General features: G+C 56.5%; 20 protein-coding genes. 8 read left to right on the top strand and 12 right to left on the bottom strand.

From position 1 onward, the window contains the following. Positions 1 to 8: 8 nt before the first annotated feature. The 6 genes from AC1965_RS00340 to AC1965_RS00315 all read right to left on the bottom strand — a co-directional run bounded on the left by AC1965_RS00340 (position 9) and on the right by AC1965_RS00315 (position 6,443). Positions 9 to 806 carry a ParA family protein gene (locus tag AC1965_RS00340; protein WP_483885325.1) on the bottom strand — a complete coding sequence of 266 codons (798 nt, stop codon included), beginning with the start codon at positions 804 to 806 and terminating at the stop codon, positions 9 to 11. After that, on the bottom strand, positions 799 to 1,404 hold the full coding sequence (gene rsmG, locus AC1965_RS00335; protein ID WP_483885324.1) for a 16S rRNA (guanine(527)-N(7))-methyltransferase RsmG: 606 nt from the start codon (positions 1,402 to 1,404) through the stop codon (positions 799 to 801). Before rsmG ends, AC1965_RS00340 begins: the two co-directional genes overlap by 8 nt. Continuing rightward, on the bottom strand, positions 1,401 to 3,263 hold the full coding sequence (gene mnmG / locus AC1965_RS00330) for a tRNA uridine-5-carboxymethylaminomethyl(34) synthesis enzyme MnmG (protein WP_483885323.1): 1,863 nt from the start codon (positions 3,261 to 3,263) through the stop codon (positions 1,401 to 1,403). The genes rsmG and mnmG overlap by 4 nt, the downstream gene beginning before the upstream one ends. Before the next feature lie 13 nt (positions 3,264 to 3,276). Next, on the bottom strand, positions 3,277 to 4,563 hold the full coding sequence (gene mnmE, locus AC1965_RS00325; RefSeq protein WP_483885322.1) for a tRNA uridine-5-carboxymethylaminomethyl(34) synthesis GTPase MnmE: 1,287 nt from the start codon (positions 4,561 to 4,563) through the stop codon (positions 3,277 to 3,279). Between the two features lie 32 nt (positions 4,564 to 4,595). Next, a complete protein-coding gene (gene rho, locus AC1965_RS00320) occupies positions 4,596 to 5,867 on the bottom strand; it encodes a transcription termination factor Rho (RefSeq protein WP_483885321.1) in 1,272 nt (423 codons plus the stop codon). Positions 5,868 to 5,993: 126 nt separating this feature from the next. Continuing rightward, positions 5,994 to 6,443, bottom strand: a complete 450-nt coding sequence (locus AC1965_RS00315; RefSeq protein ID WP_483885320.1) for a CopD family protein — start codon at positions 6,441 to 6,443, stop codon at positions 5,994 to 5,996. 405 nt (positions 6,444 to 6,848) lie between these two features. Between AC1965_RS00315 and AC1965_RS00310 the strand changes: the two genes are divergently transcribed. Genes AC1965_RS00310 through dnaQ form a run of 4 tightly spaced genes read left to right on the top strand, consistent with a single transcriptional unit; the run spans position 6,849 to position 9,544 of the window. Beyond that, positions 6,849 to 7,448, top strand: a complete 600-nt coding sequence (locus AC1965_RS00310; RefSeq protein WP_483885319.1) for a Maf family protein — start codon at positions 6,849 to 6,851, stop codon at positions 7,446 to 7,448. Further along, positions 7,445 to 8,278, top strand: coding sequence for a shikimate dehydrogenase (locus AC1965_RS00305; RefSeq protein ID WP_483885318.1), 834 nt, complete (start codon positions 7,445 to 7,447; stop codon positions 8,276 to 8,278). Before AC1965_RS00310 ends, AC1965_RS00305 begins: the two co-directional genes overlap by 4 nt. Beyond that, positions 8,278 to 8,868 (top strand): dephospho-CoA kinase, encoded by a 591-nt coding sequence (gene coaE / locus AC1965_RS00300; RefSeq protein WP_483885317.1) that lies wholly within the window; start codon positions 8,278 to 8,280, stop codon positions 8,866 to 8,868. The genes AC1965_RS00305 and coaE overlap by 1 nt, the downstream gene beginning before the upstream one ends. Beyond that, positions 8,861 to 9,544, top strand: coding sequence for a DNA polymerase III subunit epsilon (gene dnaQ / locus AC1965_RS00295; RefSeq protein ID WP_483885316.1), 684 nt, complete (start codon positions 8,861 to 8,863; stop codon positions 9,542 to 9,544). Before coaE ends, dnaQ begins: the two co-directional genes overlap by 8 nt. Here dnaQ and secB read toward each other — a convergent pair. Further along, on the bottom strand, positions 9,541 to 10,023 hold the full coding sequence (secB, locus tag AC1965_RS00290; protein WP_483885315.1) for a protein-export chaperone SecB: 483 nt from the start codon (positions 10,021 to 10,023) through the stop codon (positions 9,541 to 9,543). The genes dnaQ and secB overlap by 4 nt on opposite strands. A gap of 61 nt (positions 10,024 to 10,084) precedes the next feature. Next, complete coding sequence (locus AC1965_RS00285; RefSeq protein WP_483885314.1) at positions 10,085 to 10,564, bottom strand: FxsA family protein; 480 nt, start codon at positions 10,562 to 10,564, stop codon at positions 10,085 to 10,087. A 104-nt stretch (positions 10,565 to 10,668) separates the two neighbouring features. Here AC1965_RS00285 and AC1965_RS00280 point away from each other — a divergent pair, with 104 nt between their 5' ends. The 3 genes from AC1965_RS00280 to AC1965_RS00270 are packed head-to-tail and all read left to right on the top strand — an operon-like array spanning position 10,669 to position 12,934. Then, on the top strand, positions 10,669 to 11,325 hold the full coding sequence (locus tag AC1965_RS00280) for a Tim44/TimA family putative adaptor protein (RefSeq protein WP_483885313.1): 657 nt from the start codon (positions 10,669 to 10,671) through the stop codon (positions 11,323 to 11,325). 38 nt (positions 11,326 to 11,363) lie between these two features. Next, positions 11,364 to 12,356, top strand: coding sequence for a murein transglycosylase A (mltA, locus tag AC1965_RS00275; protein ID WP_483885312.1), 993 nt, complete (start codon positions 11,364 to 11,366; stop codon positions 12,354 to 12,356). After that, positions 12,353 to 12,934, top strand: coding sequence for a Smr/MutS family protein (locus tag AC1965_RS00270; protein ID WP_483885311.1), 582 nt, complete (start codon positions 12,353 to 12,355; stop codon positions 12,932 to 12,934). Before mltA ends, AC1965_RS00270 begins: the two co-directional genes overlap by 4 nt. On the opposite strand, the gene AC1965_RS00265 is transcribed toward AC1965_RS00270, so the two are convergent. From AC1965_RS00265 to hslV, 3 genes are read right to left on the bottom strand one after another with little or no spacing between them, the layout of a single operon-like run. Continuing rightward, positions 12,931 to 14,145 carry an MFS transporter gene (locus tag AC1965_RS00265; protein WP_483885310.1) on the bottom strand — a complete coding sequence of 405 codons (1,215 nt, stop codon included), beginning with the start codon at positions 14,143 to 14,145 and terminating at the stop codon, positions 12,931 to 12,933. The two genes, AC1965_RS00270 and AC1965_RS00265, sit on opposite strands and share 4 nt — an antisense overlap. 37 nt (positions 14,146 to 14,182) lie before the next feature. Continuing rightward, entirely contained in the window at positions 14,183 to 15,490 is a 1,308-nt protein-coding gene (hslU, locus tag AC1965_RS00260) for an ATP-dependent protease ATPase subunit HslU (protein WP_483885309.1), read from the bottom strand. Beyond that, complete coding sequence (gene hslV / locus AC1965_RS00255) at positions 15,487 to 16,047, bottom strand: ATP-dependent protease subunit HslV (protein ID WP_483885308.1); 561 nt, start codon at positions 16,045 to 16,047, stop codon at positions 15,487 to 15,489. Before hslV ends, hslU begins: the two co-directional genes overlap by 4 nt. Positions 16,048 to 16,149: 102 nt before the next feature. Here hslV and AC1965_RS00250 point away from each other — a divergent pair, with 102 nt between their 5' ends. Further along, a complete protein-coding gene (locus AC1965_RS00250; RefSeq protein ID WP_483885307.1) occupies positions 16,150 to 17,061 on the top strand; it encodes a hypothetical protein in 912 nt (303 codons plus the stop codon). Between the two features lie 50 nt (positions 17,062 to 17,111). Here the strand turns inward: AC1965_RS00250 and trxA are convergent, their stop codons facing one another. Next, a complete protein-coding gene (trxA, locus tag AC1965_RS00245) occupies positions 17,112 to 17,432 on the bottom strand; it encodes a thioredoxin (protein ID WP_483885306.1) in 321 nt (106 codons plus the stop codon). Positions 17,433 to 17,442 lie beyond the last annotated feature (10 nt).

Here is a 17,442-nt window from a genome sequence, read left to right as displayed (position 1 = left end):
ACACCCTGTTAGCTATTGTTTTCGATCAATTCCTTGGCCAAAGCACGGTACGCCACCGCGCCCTTGGACAGGCTATCGTAATTCAAGACTGGCATAGCAAAGCTTGGCGCCTCGCTTACCCGGACGTTGCGCGGGATGACCGTTTTGAAAACGACGTCGCCCAGATTGCTACGCGCATCATGTTCCACCTGTTGCGACAGGTTGTTGCGCTTATCGTACATTGTCAAAACCACACCCTCAATCCGCAGCGATTTATTCCCGCTCTGGCGGACCTCGCGGATCGTTAGCATTAGCTGGGACAGACCCTCCAACGCAAAAAATTCGCTTTGCAGCGGGATCAAAACGGAATGTGCTGCGATCATTGCGTTGACCGTCAAAAGATTTAACGACGGCGGGCAATCTATTAGAATGAAATCAAATGCATAGCTGTCCATCTGCGTCTGTCGCAGCGCATCATGCAGCAGAAAGCTACGTTTTTCATTCGAAATCAGTTCGATATCCGCAGAGCTTAGGTCAACCGTGGCTGGCACGATGTACAAGCCGTCGTTCGCAGTTGTCTGCACAACCTCAGTCAGCTCGACATCGTCTAAAAGAAGCTCATAGGTCGTAAACTCGCGGTCTTCCACCTCGATTCCAAGCCCGGTTGACGCATTTCCTTGGGGGTCAAGATCCACAACAAGAACGCGCTTTCCGCCCTCCGCCAAAGCAGCAGCGAGATTTATCGTTGTTGTCGTCTTGCCCACACCACCCTTCTGATTGGCGATAGCGATTATTTTTGGTCCTGATGGGCGGGAAAGGTCAGACACGCGCGATATCCTTGATCTTCAACACAGCGGCAGCAGGGTTCGTTTTACTTGTAATCGCTTCGCACTCATATGACCACATCCGCTGCGCCTCTTCTTGCTCTGACTTCCAATTTTCCCCCTTGGAAAACAAGGCGGTGCCTGTCGGCAAAAGGTGACGGTTCGCGAAGCCCAATAATTTCGAAAGATCCGCCAAAGCGCGCGCCGACAACACATCCGCCTTTTGAGGTGCCATAGTTTCAATCCGCGCGGTTTGGATGGTCGCCGCTATGTCGAGCTCCCGCAGCGCAGTCCTCAGAAATGTGCATTTGCGCTGATCGCTTTCCACCAGCGTGACCTTAAATCTAGATTCTTCGCCATTTAATATGGCGACAACTATTCCAGGAAAGCCGCCCCCGCTGCCTATATCAACCCAATGCCCATCACCAGAAGCAATATCATACACTTGGACCGAATCCAAAATGTGCCGTTCCCACAAGTCAGGGAGGCTCGACTTGGACACCAAATTTATGGTCGGGTTCCACTTCTCGACCAGTGATGCAAAGGCGTGCAGCTTTTCCGATGTTTCACGTGAAACATTTGCGATATCACACTTGGTCATGCAGATTTTTTCCCAACGCCACGGCGTAAGCGCGCAAGGATTAGCGTCAACGCGGCTGGCGTCATCCCATCAATTCGGCCCGCTTGGGCCAAGGTAGCCGGTCGGCTTGCCTGAAGCTTGGTTTTCAACTCGTTTGAAAGGCCAACAAGCGCATCAAAATCGAATTCTCCAGGGATCTTCAATGCCTCGTCCCTCTTCAGAAGGTCAATATCTTTCTGTTGCCGCAAAATGTAATTTGCGTAGAGGGCGTCCCGCTCCAGCTGTCGCCGAATATCTGTTGCAACACTCTTAAAGGCGGCGTTCAAAGGCAGAAGGTCTTCAAATACCACGTCGGGGAACGACAGAATCTGAAATGCATTGCGTCGGCTGCCATCTTCAGTGACCTGAATTCCGGCCTGTCGCAAATCCTTTGGCGTGAAAGATACCGCAGTCAGGTCTGCTTTTGCATCCTCCAAGCGTCTCATCTTATCTACAAATACAGCTTCCCGCGTGCGCGACACGCAACCTAATGCCAGTCCAATCGGCGTCAGCCGCTGATCCGCGTTATCAGCACGCAATGACAGCCGGAATTCTGCGCGCGATGTGAACATGCGATAGGGTTCACTCACGCCCCGCGTTGTTAGATCGTCGATCATCACGCCGATGTAACTGTCCGAACGGCTGAATATGACTTTCTCCAGTCCCTGTGCGGCCAGCGCGGCGTTGAGCCCCGCGACCAACCCCTGCGCGGCCGCTTCTTCGTAGCCGGTTGTACCATTGATTTGCCCTGCCAGATATAGACCGGGTACAGATCGCACTTGAAGGTCGAGACCCAGTGCACGTGGATCTACGTAATCGTATTCAATGGCATAACCAGGCTGTAAGATAACCGCGTTTTCTAGCCCCACCATAGATCGAACATACTGTTCTTGCACATCCTGAGGCAAAGAGGTCGAAATCCCATTTGGATATATCGTGTGGTCGTCGATGCCTTCAGGCTCAAGAAATACCTGATGGGAGTCCTTATCTGCAAAACGCACGACTTTGTCCTCTATCGAAGGACAATACCTAGGCCCGACACCATCAATATGACCTCCGTACATCGCTGACCGTGAAAGGTTTTCCTGGATAATCCGATGCGTTTCCGCATTAGTATGAGTGATCCCGCACGATATTTGGCGGGCAATCGGAGTATCAGAAAGGAAGGAAAACAGCACAGGATCTTCGTCACCGGGCTGACTATCGAGGACGTCCCAGTTAATAGTGCGCCCATCCAATCGCGGTGGGGTGCCGGTTTTCAACCGGCCCATAGGCAGAGAAAAGGAATCCATTCGCTCGGCCAGACGTACTGACGCCTTATCGCCCATCCGTCCACCCGACCGCGATTCGTCCCCAATATGGATGACGCCGCGCAGAAACGTACCCGTCGTAAGCACAACCGAGTTGGCGGCAATCTTTTGACCATCGGCAAGTTCGACGCCGGTTAGGGCGCCGTCCCGCATCAAGAAATCAACAACTTCGCCTTCGATAATCTCCAAATTCGCCTGCTGCTCAATCTCGCGCAACATCTCTTGGCGGTAGATTTTTCGGTCAGCTTGCGCTCGGGGTCCCTGGACCGCTGGGCCTTTGCGGCGGTTCAATAGACGAAACTGTATTCCAGCGCGATCTGCAACACGCGCCATTACGCCATCCAGGGCGTCTATTTCTCGTACGAGGTGACCCTTACCAAGGCCGCCAATCGCCGGGTTGCACGACATTACCCCAATGCCATCGCGGGACATCGTTACAAGCGCGGTCTGTGCGCCGAGCCGCGCCGCGGCGTGCGCCGCTTCGGCGCCCGCATGTCCGCCACCTATGACGATCACATCAAAATGTTTCACGTGAAACACTCCATCATTTACCTACACAAAAGCTGGAGAAGATTTCGTCCAGCAGGTTTTCCACGTCTATTCGACCAACGAGCGATTCCAGCGCGCGGATCGCAAAGTGCAACTCAGCCGCTGCGAGATCATAGTTATCGGGCCCTCTGCGAAGGATAACATCAACCTCCGCCAGATACGAGGCGGCGGTTTCCAGCGCGACGCGATGGCGCTCATGTGTGGCAAGACCGACCTGTGCACTGCGCGTCGCGAGAATGGTCTGAATTCGGTTTATCAGATCGGCAACGCCCTGGCCTGTTTTTCCAGAAACAGAATTTTCCCCGCCTACCCCTATATCAGCCTTAGGCCGCAAAACGATGTCGTCCGGTTCTGGGGCGACGATCAATTTTTCATCTGGATGTGCCAGAAAAACCCGCAGGTCCGCCTGAACGGCGCGTGAAATGGCGCGTTCGATGCCGATACTCTCTACCCGGTCACTGCTGTCGCGCAGGCCTGCTGTATCCAGCAGGGTTACAGGTAACCCGCCGAGGTTCATGCGTACCTCAATCACATCGCGGGTCGTGCCGGCAACTTCGGATGTAATCGCTGCATCGCGCCCTGCCAAAGCATTTAGCAAAGTAGACTTGCCCGCATTTGGCGGACCAACAATGGCCACCTCAAATCCGACGCGAATCCGCTCCGCCACTTTGGTCCCGGCTATTTCCTTCGTCACAGCCTCGGCGACTTGGGCCAATAACGCCTTAACCTCGGGCGTAACATCGACAGGAACATCCTCGTCCGCAAAATCAATAGTCGCCTCGAGCAAGGCCGCAGCGCGAATTAAATCTCTACGCCATATCTCGACTCGCGCACCAAGGTGCCCTGAAAGAACCCGAACGGCTTGCTTCCGCTGCGCCTCTGTTTCAGATTCAATTAAATCGGCAAGCCCTTCGACTTGCGCCAGATCTAGCTTTTCATTTTCCAGTGCCCGCCGGGTGAATTCGCCCGGATCAGCGAGGCGTGTATCTGGAAAGTCAGCCAAGAGGCCTAGTACAGCACCCACCACGGCAATACTGCCGTGCAGATGAAACTCAACAACATCCTCACCGGTAAAGGAGTGTGGTGCGACAAAACTCAGAACCAGAGCCTGGTCTATCACCTCTCCATCGTTATCACGCAGTGCGCGTAAGGTGGTCGCGCGATTAGCTATCTGCGTTCCAGCGAGTTTACCAGCTATGACAAATGCAGAAGGCCCGGAGACCCGAATGACGGATACGCCAGCCCTACCCGGTGCCGTAGCTTGGGCGAATATCGTGTCCATATTTCATTAACCCACTGTTATTGTTAAATAACTTAGGTGTTCATGGAGTCGAAGAAATCCGAATTCGTTTTGGTTTGCTTCAATTTTCCGATCAGGAATTCAATGGCGTCTGTCGTGCCCATTGGGTTCAGAATCCGGCGCAGCACGAATGTTTTCTGCAGATCAATCTTGTCGACCAACAGGTCCTCTTTCCGGGTGCCGGACTTCAGGATGTCGATGGCTGGGAACACGCGCTTATCGGCGATTTTGCGATCAAGCACGATCTCGGAGTTACCTGTGCCTTTAAATTCTTCAAAAATCACTTCGTCCATCCGGCTGCCGGTGTCGATCAGCGCGGTAGCAATAATGGTCAGCGATCCACCTTCTTCGATGTTGCGTGCAGCGCCGAAGAAACGCTTGGGGCGTTGCAGGGCGTTAGCATCGACACCACCGGTCAGAACCTTACCAGACGACGGCACCACGGTGTTGAACGCACGGCCAAGGCGCGTGATCGAATCGAGCAGGATTACCACGTCACGCTTGTGTTCGACCAAACGTTTGGCCTTTTCGATAACCATTTCAGAGACAGCCACGTGGCGCGTTGCCGGTTCGTCGAAGGTAGAAGAAACCACCTCGCCCTTTACCGAACGCTGCATGTCGGTGACTTCTTCGGGCCGTTCGTCGATCAGCAGGACGATCAGGTAACACTCGGGGTGGTTTTTTTCGATGCTGTTGGCGATATTTTGCAGCAGTACGGTTTTACCGGTACGTGGCGGCGCCACAATCAGGGAACGCTGGCCTTTGCCGATAGGCGAAACCAGGTCGATGATCCGGGCCGAACGGTCTTTGATCGTGGGATCGTCGACCTCCATCGTCAGACGCTCATCGGGATACAGCGGTGTGAGGTTTTCAAAGGCGACCTTGTGGCGCGCCTTTTCTGGCTCCTCGAAGTTGATTTTGGTCACTTCGGTCAGGGCAAAGTAGCGCTCGGTGTCATCGGGTGCCTTGATCAGACCCTCAATGGTATCACCGGTGCGCAGCGACCATTTGCGGATCATGTCTGGGGACACATAGATGTCGTCGGGGCCCGGTAGATAGTTCGCTTCGGGCGAACGCAGGAAGCCGAAGCCGTCTTGCAGCACTTCGAGCACACCGTCACCGGATATTTCCCAACCTTCATCCGCGCGTTCACGCAGAATCTGGAACATCATCTCGCCCTTGCGCATTGTTGATGCGTTTTCGATCTCCAGCTCTTCGGCCATGGCCAGCAGGTTTTTCGGCGTTTGCGCCTTGAGATCAGCGAGGTTCAGCGTTTCGATTGTCATGGAATATCCTGTTCAGCCACAGCACGACGGCTGGCTGTTCGATGGTATGAATGTGGCAGGCAAGCACCATCCCCGGACGGGGCGGTTGCGCAGATATAAGCGGCGGGGTGACCCAAGTCAATCCGGTCAGAATTTCACCACCACCGAGATCACGATCACGATCATCAGCAGGGTCGGCACTTCGTTCATGATGCGGTACTGGCGCCCTGTAACGCGGTTCTGACCGCGAGCCATGATTTTTACCTGCTGCGCCAGCCAAACGTGAAACGCCGTCATGAGAAGGACGCTGAGGGCCTTGGGCCAGGGCCACACCATCGACCAGTCGACAATGCCTGGGGTCAAGACCAGACAAAGGCCAAACACCCAACTGGCGATCATGGCAGGCCGCATGATCAATCGTGCCAGTTTGTCTTCCATCATCGAAAAAAGATCATGTGTCTCGCCGTGTGTTCCGGCACGTTCGGTATGGTGAACCAAAAGGCGCGGTAAATAGAAAAGCGCAGCCATCCAAGAAATGATAGAAATGATATGAAAGGCTTTGGTCCAAGGATAGGCCAGCGCCAAGAGGTCGGTCATGCAGGTGCTCCGGGTGATCCCTGTCTTTCTATAATAAATAAGAAAAGAAGATAGATGATGTTGTATGTAGGCACCCGGATTCCTGTGGATTACTGTTTTATCAGCTCAGTTATCTACAGGTGAACAAGTTTACACCGCCCGTGGGGACGTTCGAAGGCGCGGGACTTAAAATCTAATATTTTCAAATAGATAGATATGAAATTTAGGCAGATAAAACTGTATGGTTTTGTGGATAAGCTTTGCAATGTCACGATTACACAGGCTTGGTGGTTATCCTTGTTCAGCGGGGTGGGAATCGCGAGCAACCGGGCGGAAGTTGCCCGGTTTTGCGGACTTGTGCTGTCAACGCGAATTTTGCAGAACAAGTCCTTAAGATTTCCTTAAGGTCCACACAGGGTTATCCACATGCCTCAGCCACTCATCCTTGCTTCTGGTTCGGAAATCCGTCGGCAACTGCTGGCGCAGGCGGGCGTCGATCACGTGGTCGACGTGGCGCGTATCGACGAAGAGATGATCACAACAGCGCTTTTGGCCGAGGCTGCCAAGCCCCGCGATATAGCAGATACGCTGGCAGAAATGAAGGCGCGCAAGATCAGCGAAAAGCACCCCGGTGCCTTGGTGCTGGGATGTGATCAGGTGTTGGAGCATCGCGGTGCGCTGCTTTCAAAACCCGTTGACGCGCAAGATGCGATTGCCCAGCTTTCACAACTGCGCGGTGATCGACACAGCCTGCTGTCAGCGGCGGTGATCTGCGAGGATGGCAAACCGATCTGGCGTCATGTGGGGCAGGTACGCTTGCGGATGCGCGAGGCAAGCGACAGCTATATTGCCGATTATGTGGCGCGTAACTGGGACAGCATCCGTCACGCTGTGGGCTGCTATAAACTAGAGGAAGAGGGTGTGCGTCTGTTCAGTAGTATTGAAGGGGATTACTTTCACGTGCTGGGTATGCCATTTCTTGAGCTGTTAAACTATCTGACTTTGCGCGGAGACCTCGAAACATGAGCCTGCCAAAAATTCCCCTTGCCGGCGTGATCGGATCACCGATTGCACATTCCAAATCTCCACAGGTGCACGGTCACTGGCTCAAGACCTATGGCATTGCGGGGCGTTATATTCCGATTGATGTTGCGGCTGACGATCTGCGCGAGGTGCTGCGTGCCCTGCCAAAGATGGGTTTTGTCGGGGTCAACATCACGATTCCCCATAAGGAAGCGGTGCTGGAGATTGCCGATCTGGTGACCGATCGCGCGACGTTGATTGGCGCAGCGAACACCCTGATCTTTCGTAAAGACGGCAAGATTCATGCCGATAATACAGATGGTTATGGGTTTATTGAAAACCTGAAAGCCGGCGCGCCGGGATGGCGGGCCAAAGCCGGGCCAGCGGCAGTGTTGGGCGCAGGTGGTGCAGCGCGGGCTGTTATCGCGTCGCTGCTGGATGCGGGCGTGCCAGAGATTTACCTGTCAAACAGAACCCGCGTGCGGGCCGAACGGTTGCAACGCGATTTCGGCAGCCGGGTGCAGATCACCGATTGGGTACAGGCGGGAAATATGCTGGATTATGCTGATCTGGTGGTGAACACCACATCACTCGGGATGATCGGCAAAGGAGAACTGCGGGTGCCGTTGGACGGCTTGCGCCCTCAGACCGTGGTGACAGATCTGGTTTATGCCCCGCTCAAGACACGGCTGCTGGAAACGGCCGAGCAGATGGGCTGTGTCACCGTTGACGGCTTGGGCATGTTGCTGCATCAGGCGGTGCCGGCTTTTGAGCGTTGGTTTGGCAAACGCCCGGAGGTCGATCGCGCCACCCGTGCCGCTGCGTTGCGGTGATGTTCCATCTCGGGCTAACCGGGTCGATCGGCATGGGTAAATCCACCACGGCGCAGATGTTCGCGGATGCAGGCTGTGCCGTATGGGATGCGGACGCGGCGGTTCATAGGCTTTATGCGGTGGGCGGCGGGGCTGTGTTGCCCATGTCAGACGCTTTTCCGAATGCTGTGGCTAACGGGGCAGTGTTACGCGATGTGTTGAAAACCATCATTGCCGCAGATCCTGCCGCCCTGCCCCAGATCGAGGCCATTGTGCATCCACTGGTGGCCGCCGACCGCGCCGCTTTTCTGGCCAACGCCACGGCAGATATCGCCGTGCTGGATATCCCGCTGCTGTATGAAACTGGCGGTGATGCCCATATGGATGCTGTCGCCTGCGTGATCATCCCGCCGCAGGTGCAGCGCGACCGCGTATTGGCGCGCGGCACAATGACCGAGGCGCAGTTTGACGCGATACGCGCCAAGCAGATGCCCGCAAAAGAGAAATGCGCCCGTGCGGATTACGTGATAGAAACCGACACTCTTGAACATGCCCGCGCCCAAGTGCAGGCGGTAATCCAGGATATCAGGGAAAAACTACGCCATGCGTGAAATCGTGCTCGATACCGAAACGACAGGTTTTGATCCACAAAGCGGCGACCGGATTGTCGAGATCGGGGCGGTAGAATTGATGGGGCATGTCGCCACTGGCAACACCTATCACCAATATATCAACCCCGAACGCAGCATGCCTGACGAGGCGTTTCAGGTGCATGGACTGGGCGATGATTTTCTGCGCGACAAGCCGAAGTTTGCGGAAATCGGCCAAGCTTTCGTCGATTTTATTGGGGATTCTAAGCTGATCATTCACAATGCCGCCTTTGATATCAAGTTTCTGAATGCTGAGTTGGGTTGGATGGGGTTGCCACAGATCCCGTGGGAACAGGCACTTGATACGCTGGCGATTGCGCGCAAACGGTTTCCGGGCTCGCCGGCCTCGCTGGATGCACTGTGCCGACGGTTTGGCATCGACAACGCATCGCGTACCCTGCACGGCGCCTTGCTCGACAGTGAAATTCTGGCTGAAGTTTATCTGGAATTGATCGGCGGTCGTCAGCCTGATTTTGCCTTGTCGACACAGCCACAGCAGAATACCGGCGAGGTCGACACGAAATGGAGCCCGCCGCCACGGCCCGCGCCCCTGCCCAGCCGTATGTCGGAGCAAGAAGCCGCTGCCCACGCTGAGTTTATCAGCAAACTGGGCAACGGCGCATTGTGGAATAATTAAGCGTCGGCTTTTGGCGGGTTTTCCGCCTGACGACGTGCAATTTCGTTCCGGTACAGCGACAGGAAGTCGATATTTTCCAGGTTCAGTGGCGGGAAGCCGCCATCGCGGGTAACGTCGCTGACCACGCGGCGCAGGAATGGGAAGATCATCCGTGGACATTCGATCAGCAGAAAGGGGTGCAGCTGCTCTTCTGGCACGTTGTCGATGTGGAAAATGCCGACATAGTCGATTTCCAGAAGAAACAGCGTGGTGCCGCCATCCTTGGACTTGGACGAAATGTTCAGTTTGATCGCGGTTTCATACTGGTTGTCATCTTTGCGCTTTTTGGCGTCCAGATTGACCTGTACCTGCACGTCGGGCTGCACGTCGGCCGGCGCGCCCTTTTGTGCCATGATATTTTCGAACGACATATCGCGGATGAACTGGCCCAGAACGCGCATCTGCGGCTGGACGGGTGGTGTTGCTTCGGCTTCGGCCATAGTCTGGTTTCCTAAACTTGAAATAAAATCCAGCCGGGCTTAGCAGTTTGGCGCGCGCCGCTCAATGCTTAGTCCAGCCTGATGGGCCTTTGTCTTTCGCCTGGTCTGGCGACACCTCATGATAGTCACCTTCGATTACGTCTGGGCGGGGCCCGGCCCGGTCCTGCGGCGTGCCGGGCGTGCCGAACCCCTGTACATGCACCCGCGCGCGTATCGCCCGATACGCGGCCTGTCGTAACTGCGGCACCAGCAGCGCAAATCCAACCGCGTCAGTAAAAAAACCTGGCGTCAGCAGCAGCGCGCCCGCAAAAAGGATCATCGCGCCATGCACCAACGGCTCTGTCGGGTCGCGCATGTCAGAAAAAGACGTGCGCAACTGGCCTAGGGCAATCGCCCCTTGCGACCGCACCAGCCAGGTGCCCAGAATGGCCGTCAAAACCACCACAGCAAGGGTCCAGCCTAGCCCGATGGCACCGCCAACCTGAATAAAAAGCGTGATCTCGATCAGAGGTACGGCGATAAATGCGATCAATAGCCACATGCGCAGGGGTCCTTTCGCTTGGGGCAGAGTGGACTTGCCCCGGTCAAGCACCTACATAAGGGCTTAACACGCATGTTTCCATGCTTCCCCTGAATGAGGTTTCGATGAATTCTCCCATGATACAGCTTCTGGTCCTTGCCGGTATCGCCGTATTCCTGATCCTGCGCCTGAAAAACGTATTGGGTACACGCGAAGGTTTTGAAAAACCCCCTGTAACCGATCAGACCAGCGCGCGGCGCGGTCCGGCGTTCGAGGTGATCGAAGGCGGCCCCGATCTGGATATCACCGACCATGTTCCCGAAGACAGCCCATCCGCCAAGGCATTGGCCGAGATGAAGCGGATTGAGCCTTCTTTCGGCGTCAGCGATTTCCTGCAAGGCGCCCGCGGCGCTTATGAGATGATCCTGATGGGGTACGAGCGCGGCGATCTGGCCGAGATTCAGCCGTTCCTGTCCGGCGATATCTACGAAAGCTTTGTTGATGGCGTCGCCGCCCGCGAAGATCAGGGCCTGACCATTGAGGCGAATTTTATCGGTGTCAGCGAATTGGAACTGGTCGAGGCGACCATGGATACCAATACGAATGAGGCCGAAATCACCATCCGTTTCGTGGCAGAGCTGACATCAGCCGTGCGCGACAAGGGTGGCGATATCGTGGAAGGCAGCACAAAAGAAATCAAACGCCAAAAAGATACTTGGGTCTTTGCCCGTATCATGGGCTCGGATGATCCGAATTGGCTGTTGGTTTCCACAGACGGGTAACCCGTGCCCTCGCGGCCACGTTGCTGGGGGTCATGGGCATGACTCTTCCGGCTGCGGCAGATGTGCACATCGATGTGATGGAATTCGATCAGCTTGATGGCTGGGACAAGGATGATCACGCCGCTGCCCTCGCGGTTTTCCAAAGCACCTGCCGCGACATGAAAGACATTGACTGGCGTGCGCTGTGCAAATTCGCCGGCGAAAATCCCGAGCCACGCCAGTTTTTTGAACTCTTCTTTCGTCCGGTGTTGATCGACGATGGACAAGACGCGCTTTTCACTGGGTATTTCGAACCTGAGCTGGAGGGCGATCTCTACCGTTCGTCGCGCTACCGCTACCCGGTCTACGCAATGCCACCCGAAGCGCTGGAAGCGTCGCCTTGGTTGAGCCGCCGCGAGATTCTGGATGGCGATGTGTTGAACGGGCGGGGGTTGGAAATTGCCTGGGTCGATGACCCGGTTGAGCTCTTCTTTCTGCAAATTCAAGGGTCCGGACGCATCCGTCTGCCGGACGGTCGCTATATTCGCGTAGGCTATCGCGGCGCTAACGGACATGAATATCGCTCTATCGGCGTCGAACTGGTGCGGCGCGGTGTGTACGAAGCGCATCAGGTCAGCGCCGATGTGATCAAGAACTGGGTGCGGCGCAACCCCGACGAGGGGCGCGAGCTGCTGTATCACAATCCATCCTATGTATTTTTTCGCGAGGTCAGCAAAGTACCTGCTGACAAGGGGCCGCTTGGCGCGATGAACAGGTCGGTCACGGCCTTGCGTACGGTCGCGGTCGACCCGTCCTATGTGCCGCTAGGTGCGCCGGTGTGGCTGGAAAAGGATGGCGACGGGCCAATGCGACGGCTGATGATTGCCCAAGACACTGGATCAGCGATCAAGGGCGCACAGCGCGCTGATGTTTTTTTCGGCACGGGCGATGCGGCCGGGCGCGCCGCGGGCCGCCTGCGTGATCCCGGCCGGATGCTGGTGCTGCTGCCGATTCAGCGGGCCTATGCTATGCTGCCGGAAAGCGCGTTGTGAAACGGCGGCGGCTGAACGAAGACGACCTGGCATTGTGGCGGAAGGTGGCAGACCGCACGGACAAACTGGATCTGAAAACCCTCTTTACGCCTGAGATCGACGCGCCGACCCCCGCCGCCCCGGCCCTGCGCAAGGCGCGCAACGCCATCGCCGGCAAGCCCAATGCGCCCGAGAAAAAGCGTGGCCATAACCTTGCCCCGGCGTTGGCCGACCAGATCAATCACGCGCCGGTTCAGATGGACCAAAAGGCGTTTGGCAGGCTCAAACGTGGCAAGTTGCGACCAGAGGGCCGGATCGACTTGCACGGCATGACATTGGACCGCGCACATCCCGCGCTGACCGGTTTTATTATGGACGCCCACGCGCGCGGCAAACGTCTGGTGCTGGTCATCACCGGCAAGGGCAAGCGCCGCGATGAAGGTGGCCCTATTCCGGTGCGCCACGGCATCCTGCGCCATCAAGTGCCACAGTGGCTGGCGATGCCGCCGCTTTCGGCGCTGGTGCTGCAAATCAGTCAGGCGCATATCAGCCATGGCGGCGGTGGCGCCTACTATGTCTACCTGCGTCGCCAGCGTTAAACCAACCGAGGTTTATAGCGATTTATCGCATAACTTGCGGATAGCGCGGCCAGCACGAAATACGCGGCGATCGGCAACATTTGCTGTGGAAAATCAACACCTAGGTCAATGAAAAGCCCTGTGATACCCGGCCCAATGGCCGACCCAAAAACCATTAGCGCCGCCGCCACAGCTTTGATTGCGCCCAGATGCCTCGTGCCAAAATACTCAGCCCAAAACGCCGCAGGTGCGGTGGATTGCATCCCCTGCCCGGCGCCGAAAATAATCAGGCCGATCCCCGCCATCCATAGGGTTTCGGCATAGGCCAGCACGGCAAAAGACAGCGCAAAGGGCAGCATCTGCACAGGGACAACCCGGCTGACCCCATACCGGTCGATCGCCCAACCAGAAGCAAAGGTGCAGACCACCGAGGCCACCGTATAGATTGGCATCAAGGCGACAAAGGCGACCAATTCCCATCCCTTGACCTCGGTCAGGTGGACCTGCTGAAAGAACAGCGCGGTGCCCCAGGCCGACGGACCAACAACCAGAGGGATCATGAGCAAAAACAACCCCGAGCGGAGCATTTGCCCCCGCGTCCAATGCCGCCCATCCATGCCGACAAGTTGCGCGTCGTCGGCCATGGACTGCGGCGTACGTTCCTGCCGTAGCAGCAACTGGATAAAGGGAATGGTCAGGACAATCAGCACCGCCGCCAGCACCCAGAGGCTGCGCCAATGAAAGCTGGCAAAGAGCGCTACAAAAATCACCGGCAAGAACGCCTGCCCGGCTGCGAAACCCATCGACGACAACGAAAGTGCCTTGCCGCGCGATGCCTCGAACCAGCGGACCATGGCAACAGCCCCAAGTTGCGACATCATGCCCTGCCCCGTCAAACGCAGGGCGTAGATAACAAGAATGAGCAGAATCCAATTTGGCACGGCGGCCATCGCCAGACAGGCCACTGCCAGCGCCACCATCACCCCAAACGCCAGCGCGCGCACACGAAACCTGTCGGTAAGAACACCCGCCCAGACCATCGTTACCGCAGACAGCGTTGTCCCGATCGTATAAATCCCACCCCATTGGCCATCGCTCAGACCAAAATCTGCTTTGATTTCACCGGCGAACAGCGAGATGAAATAGGTCTGGCCGTAGGACGACGTAAAGGTCAGCAGAAAGCCTGCCAGCAGAAACAACCAGTTGCGGTGCAGAAACTTGAGATAGTCCATGCCCCTAGTTCACCGGGGGCATGGAAAAAGGAAAGCCCTAAAGCACGTAGCGGCTTAAATCTGTTGAGCGGGTCAGTTCGCCCAGATTGGCTTCAACAAAGTCTGCGTTAACCTCGACTGCCTCGCCCGACCGGTCCGGTGCGAAAAAGGACAACTCCTCAAAGACCCGTTCCATCACGGTATAAAGCCGCCGAGCGCCGATGTTTTCGACCGATGTATTCACATCTGCCGCGATCTTGGCCAAGGCCGCGATGCCGTCTTCTGTAAAGGTGACGGTGACGTTTTCCGTGCCCATCAGTGCGGTATATTGCAGCGTCAGCGCGTTGTCTGTTTCGGTCAGAATGCGCACAAAATCCTCTTCGGTCAGGGCGCGCAGTTCGACGCGGATCGGCAAGCGCCCCTGCAATTCCGGCAACAAGTCCGACGGTTTTGCGATGTGAAAGGCGCCCGAGGCGATGAACAGGATGTGGTCGGTTTTAACCGGGCCATATTTGGTCGACACCACGGTGCCTTCGATCAAAGGCAGCAAATCGCGCTGTACCCCTTCGCGGCTGACATCGCCGCCGCGCGCGTCGGACCGGGCGCAGACTTTGTCGATCTCATCCAGAAACACGATGCCATTCTGTTCGACCGCTTCAATAGCGGCACGGTGAACAGCTTCGTCATCCAGCAGATTATCGGCCTCTTCGCTCAGCAGAATGTCATGGCTGTCGGCCACGCTCAGCCGCTTTTTCGTCTTGCGGCCCCCCATGGCTTTGCCGAACAGGTCGCCAAGGTTCATCATCCCCATGCCACCACCCGGCTGGCCAGGAATATCCATCATTTGCAACGGGTTGGACGTGTCGGATATCTCGACGTCGATCATCGTACCGTCCAATTCACCCGAGCGAAGCTTTTTACGAAACATTTCGCGGGTGCCATCGCGGGCATCAGTGCCGGCGATGGCGTCGATCACACGCTCTTCGGCGGCGTGCTGGGCCTTGGTCTTGACGTCTTCGCGCATGAAGTCGCGGGTCATGGCGATGGCGCCATCGAGCAGATCACGGATGATCTGCTCCACATCGCGGCCGACATAGCCGACTTCGGTAAATTTGGTCGCCTCGACCTTGAGAAACGGCGCACGGGCCAGTTTGGCCAAACGGCGGCTGATCTCAGTCTTGCCGACGCCGGTGGGCCCAATCATGAGGATGTTTTTCGGATAGACCTCATCGCGCAGATCATCGGCTAGCTGTTTGCGCCGCCAACGGTTGCGCAGCGCCACGGCCACGGCGCGTTTTGCGTCCTTTTGCCCGATGATATAGCGGTCCAACTCGGATACGATTTCGCGGGGGGTCAGGTCGGTCATTTGCTGATTTTCTCCACGGTCAGGTTGCCGTTGGTGTAGACGCAGATGTCTGCCGCAATCGCCATGGCGGCGCGGGCAACGGCTTCGGCGTCGCGGTCGCTGTCCATCATGCCGCGTGCGGCGGCCAGTGCGTAGTTGCCGCCCGATCCGATCGCTGCGACATCATGTTCAGGTTCCAGTACATCGCCCGCTCCGGTGATCACGAAAATATCCGCACCATCGGTGACAATCAGCATCGCCTCAAGCTTTTGCAGGTATTTGTCAGTGCGCCAGTCCTTGGCCAGCTCGACGCTGGCGCGCGCCAACTGCCCCGGTGTCGCCTCCAGCTTGACCTCAAGCCGTTCCAGTAGGGTAAAGGCATCGGCGGTCGACCCGGCAAAGCCTGCGACCACGTCATAGCCGCCGGGACTAAGCTTGCGCACCTTGCGAGCGCTGCCCTTGATCACGGTCTGGCCCAGGCTGACCTGCCCATCACCGGCAATCACCACTTCACCGCCTTTTTTAACGCCGATGATTGTGGTCCCGTGCCATCCGGGGAAATCGTCATTCTTTGCCATCCGGGCCTCCTGTCGCTTGGCGTCCTATATGGCCCCCATGCGACAGTGGTACAAGGGCAGTGCCGCTTGTGGGGGGCGGGACTGCGCGGTAGCCTGCCCAGTATGAATGACCAGCCCGGCATGTGCTTCTATCTGGAACCCGATCTGCGCAAAAGCGCCGAGGCGGGAACGCATAATTTCATCGCCAAGGTTGCCGAAGTGTTAGAAAATGCCGGGTTTAGGGTCGAATATGCGGATATCCCCGAAGAAGGTGGCGGGTATGGTAAATCTCACCTTTCCCTGACTCATATGTCACCGCCCGCAGGTGATAAGGGGCTGATATTTCGCCGCGTCTATCACTATCCTTTCTGGCAGATTGAGACGGTTTCAGAGCGTTGGCGTTGGGACGTCGCAAAGGCGGTCTTTGATCCCGAAACCGTGGACCCGACCGTTGCGCAGCAATTCTATGGATTTTGGCAAAAGCGTCTGTTCGACATAGGGCCATCAAAGGCGGTACGCGGCGGCTACATCTATGTTCCCTTACAAAGTCGACTGGCACAGCACCGATCATTTCAACGCTGTTCACCGTTGCGGATGCTTGAGGTGACGCTTGAACACGCGGCGGGGCGTCAGGTTATTGCCGGGCTGCACCCTAAAGAGACCTATTCGGCATCGGAACTGGCCGCGCTAGATCATTTGGCCCGCCGTGATCCTAGGCTCAGCATTCAGACCGGGGGCATGGCGAAGCTGCTGCAAGATTGCGATTTCGTCGTGACACAGAATTCTGCCGTTGCCTTCAGCGGGTATTTCTTTGGCAAGGCTGCGATGCTTTTTGCCGACATCGACTTTCACCATATCGCCATCACAGCAGATATGAACAATCTGAGCGCGTGTTTTAGCGCCGTATCTGCCCACCGGCCCGACTTCGCGGCATATTTGTGGTGGTTCTGGCAGGACCAATCCATCAACGCCGGGCGCCCGGATGCACAGGCCAAGATCGCGGCGAGGCTGCGGCGCTTTGGTTGGCCGGTATGAAAAAAGGCGCCCAAACTGGACGCCTTTAGCTTCAGTAAGCTACTGAAGTATCAGATAGATTCTTCGATCCAGCTTGCCAGTGCCGCCTTGGGACGCGCGCCCGCAAGGTTAGATACAACCTGACCGTTCTTAAAGATAAACAGCGCTGGGATGCCGCGCACACCGACCTGAGCGGGTGAATTCGGGTTTTCGTCAACATTGACTTTGACGATCTTGACCTTGCCGTCGTACTCCGCCGACAATTCTTCCAGCGACGGGCCGATCTGCTTGCATGGGCCACACCACTCGGCCCAGAAATCCACCAGAACGGGGATATCGGAATTTTTGACTTCGGCGTCGAAAGTGTCGTCGGTAACTGCGACGGTGGCCATGATGCTCTCC

The organism is Sulfitobacter sp. KMM 9851 (assembly GCF_057178245.1).
Note: the sequence above shows the minus strand (reverse complement) of the source record. Positions and strands in the feature narration are given on the sequence as shown.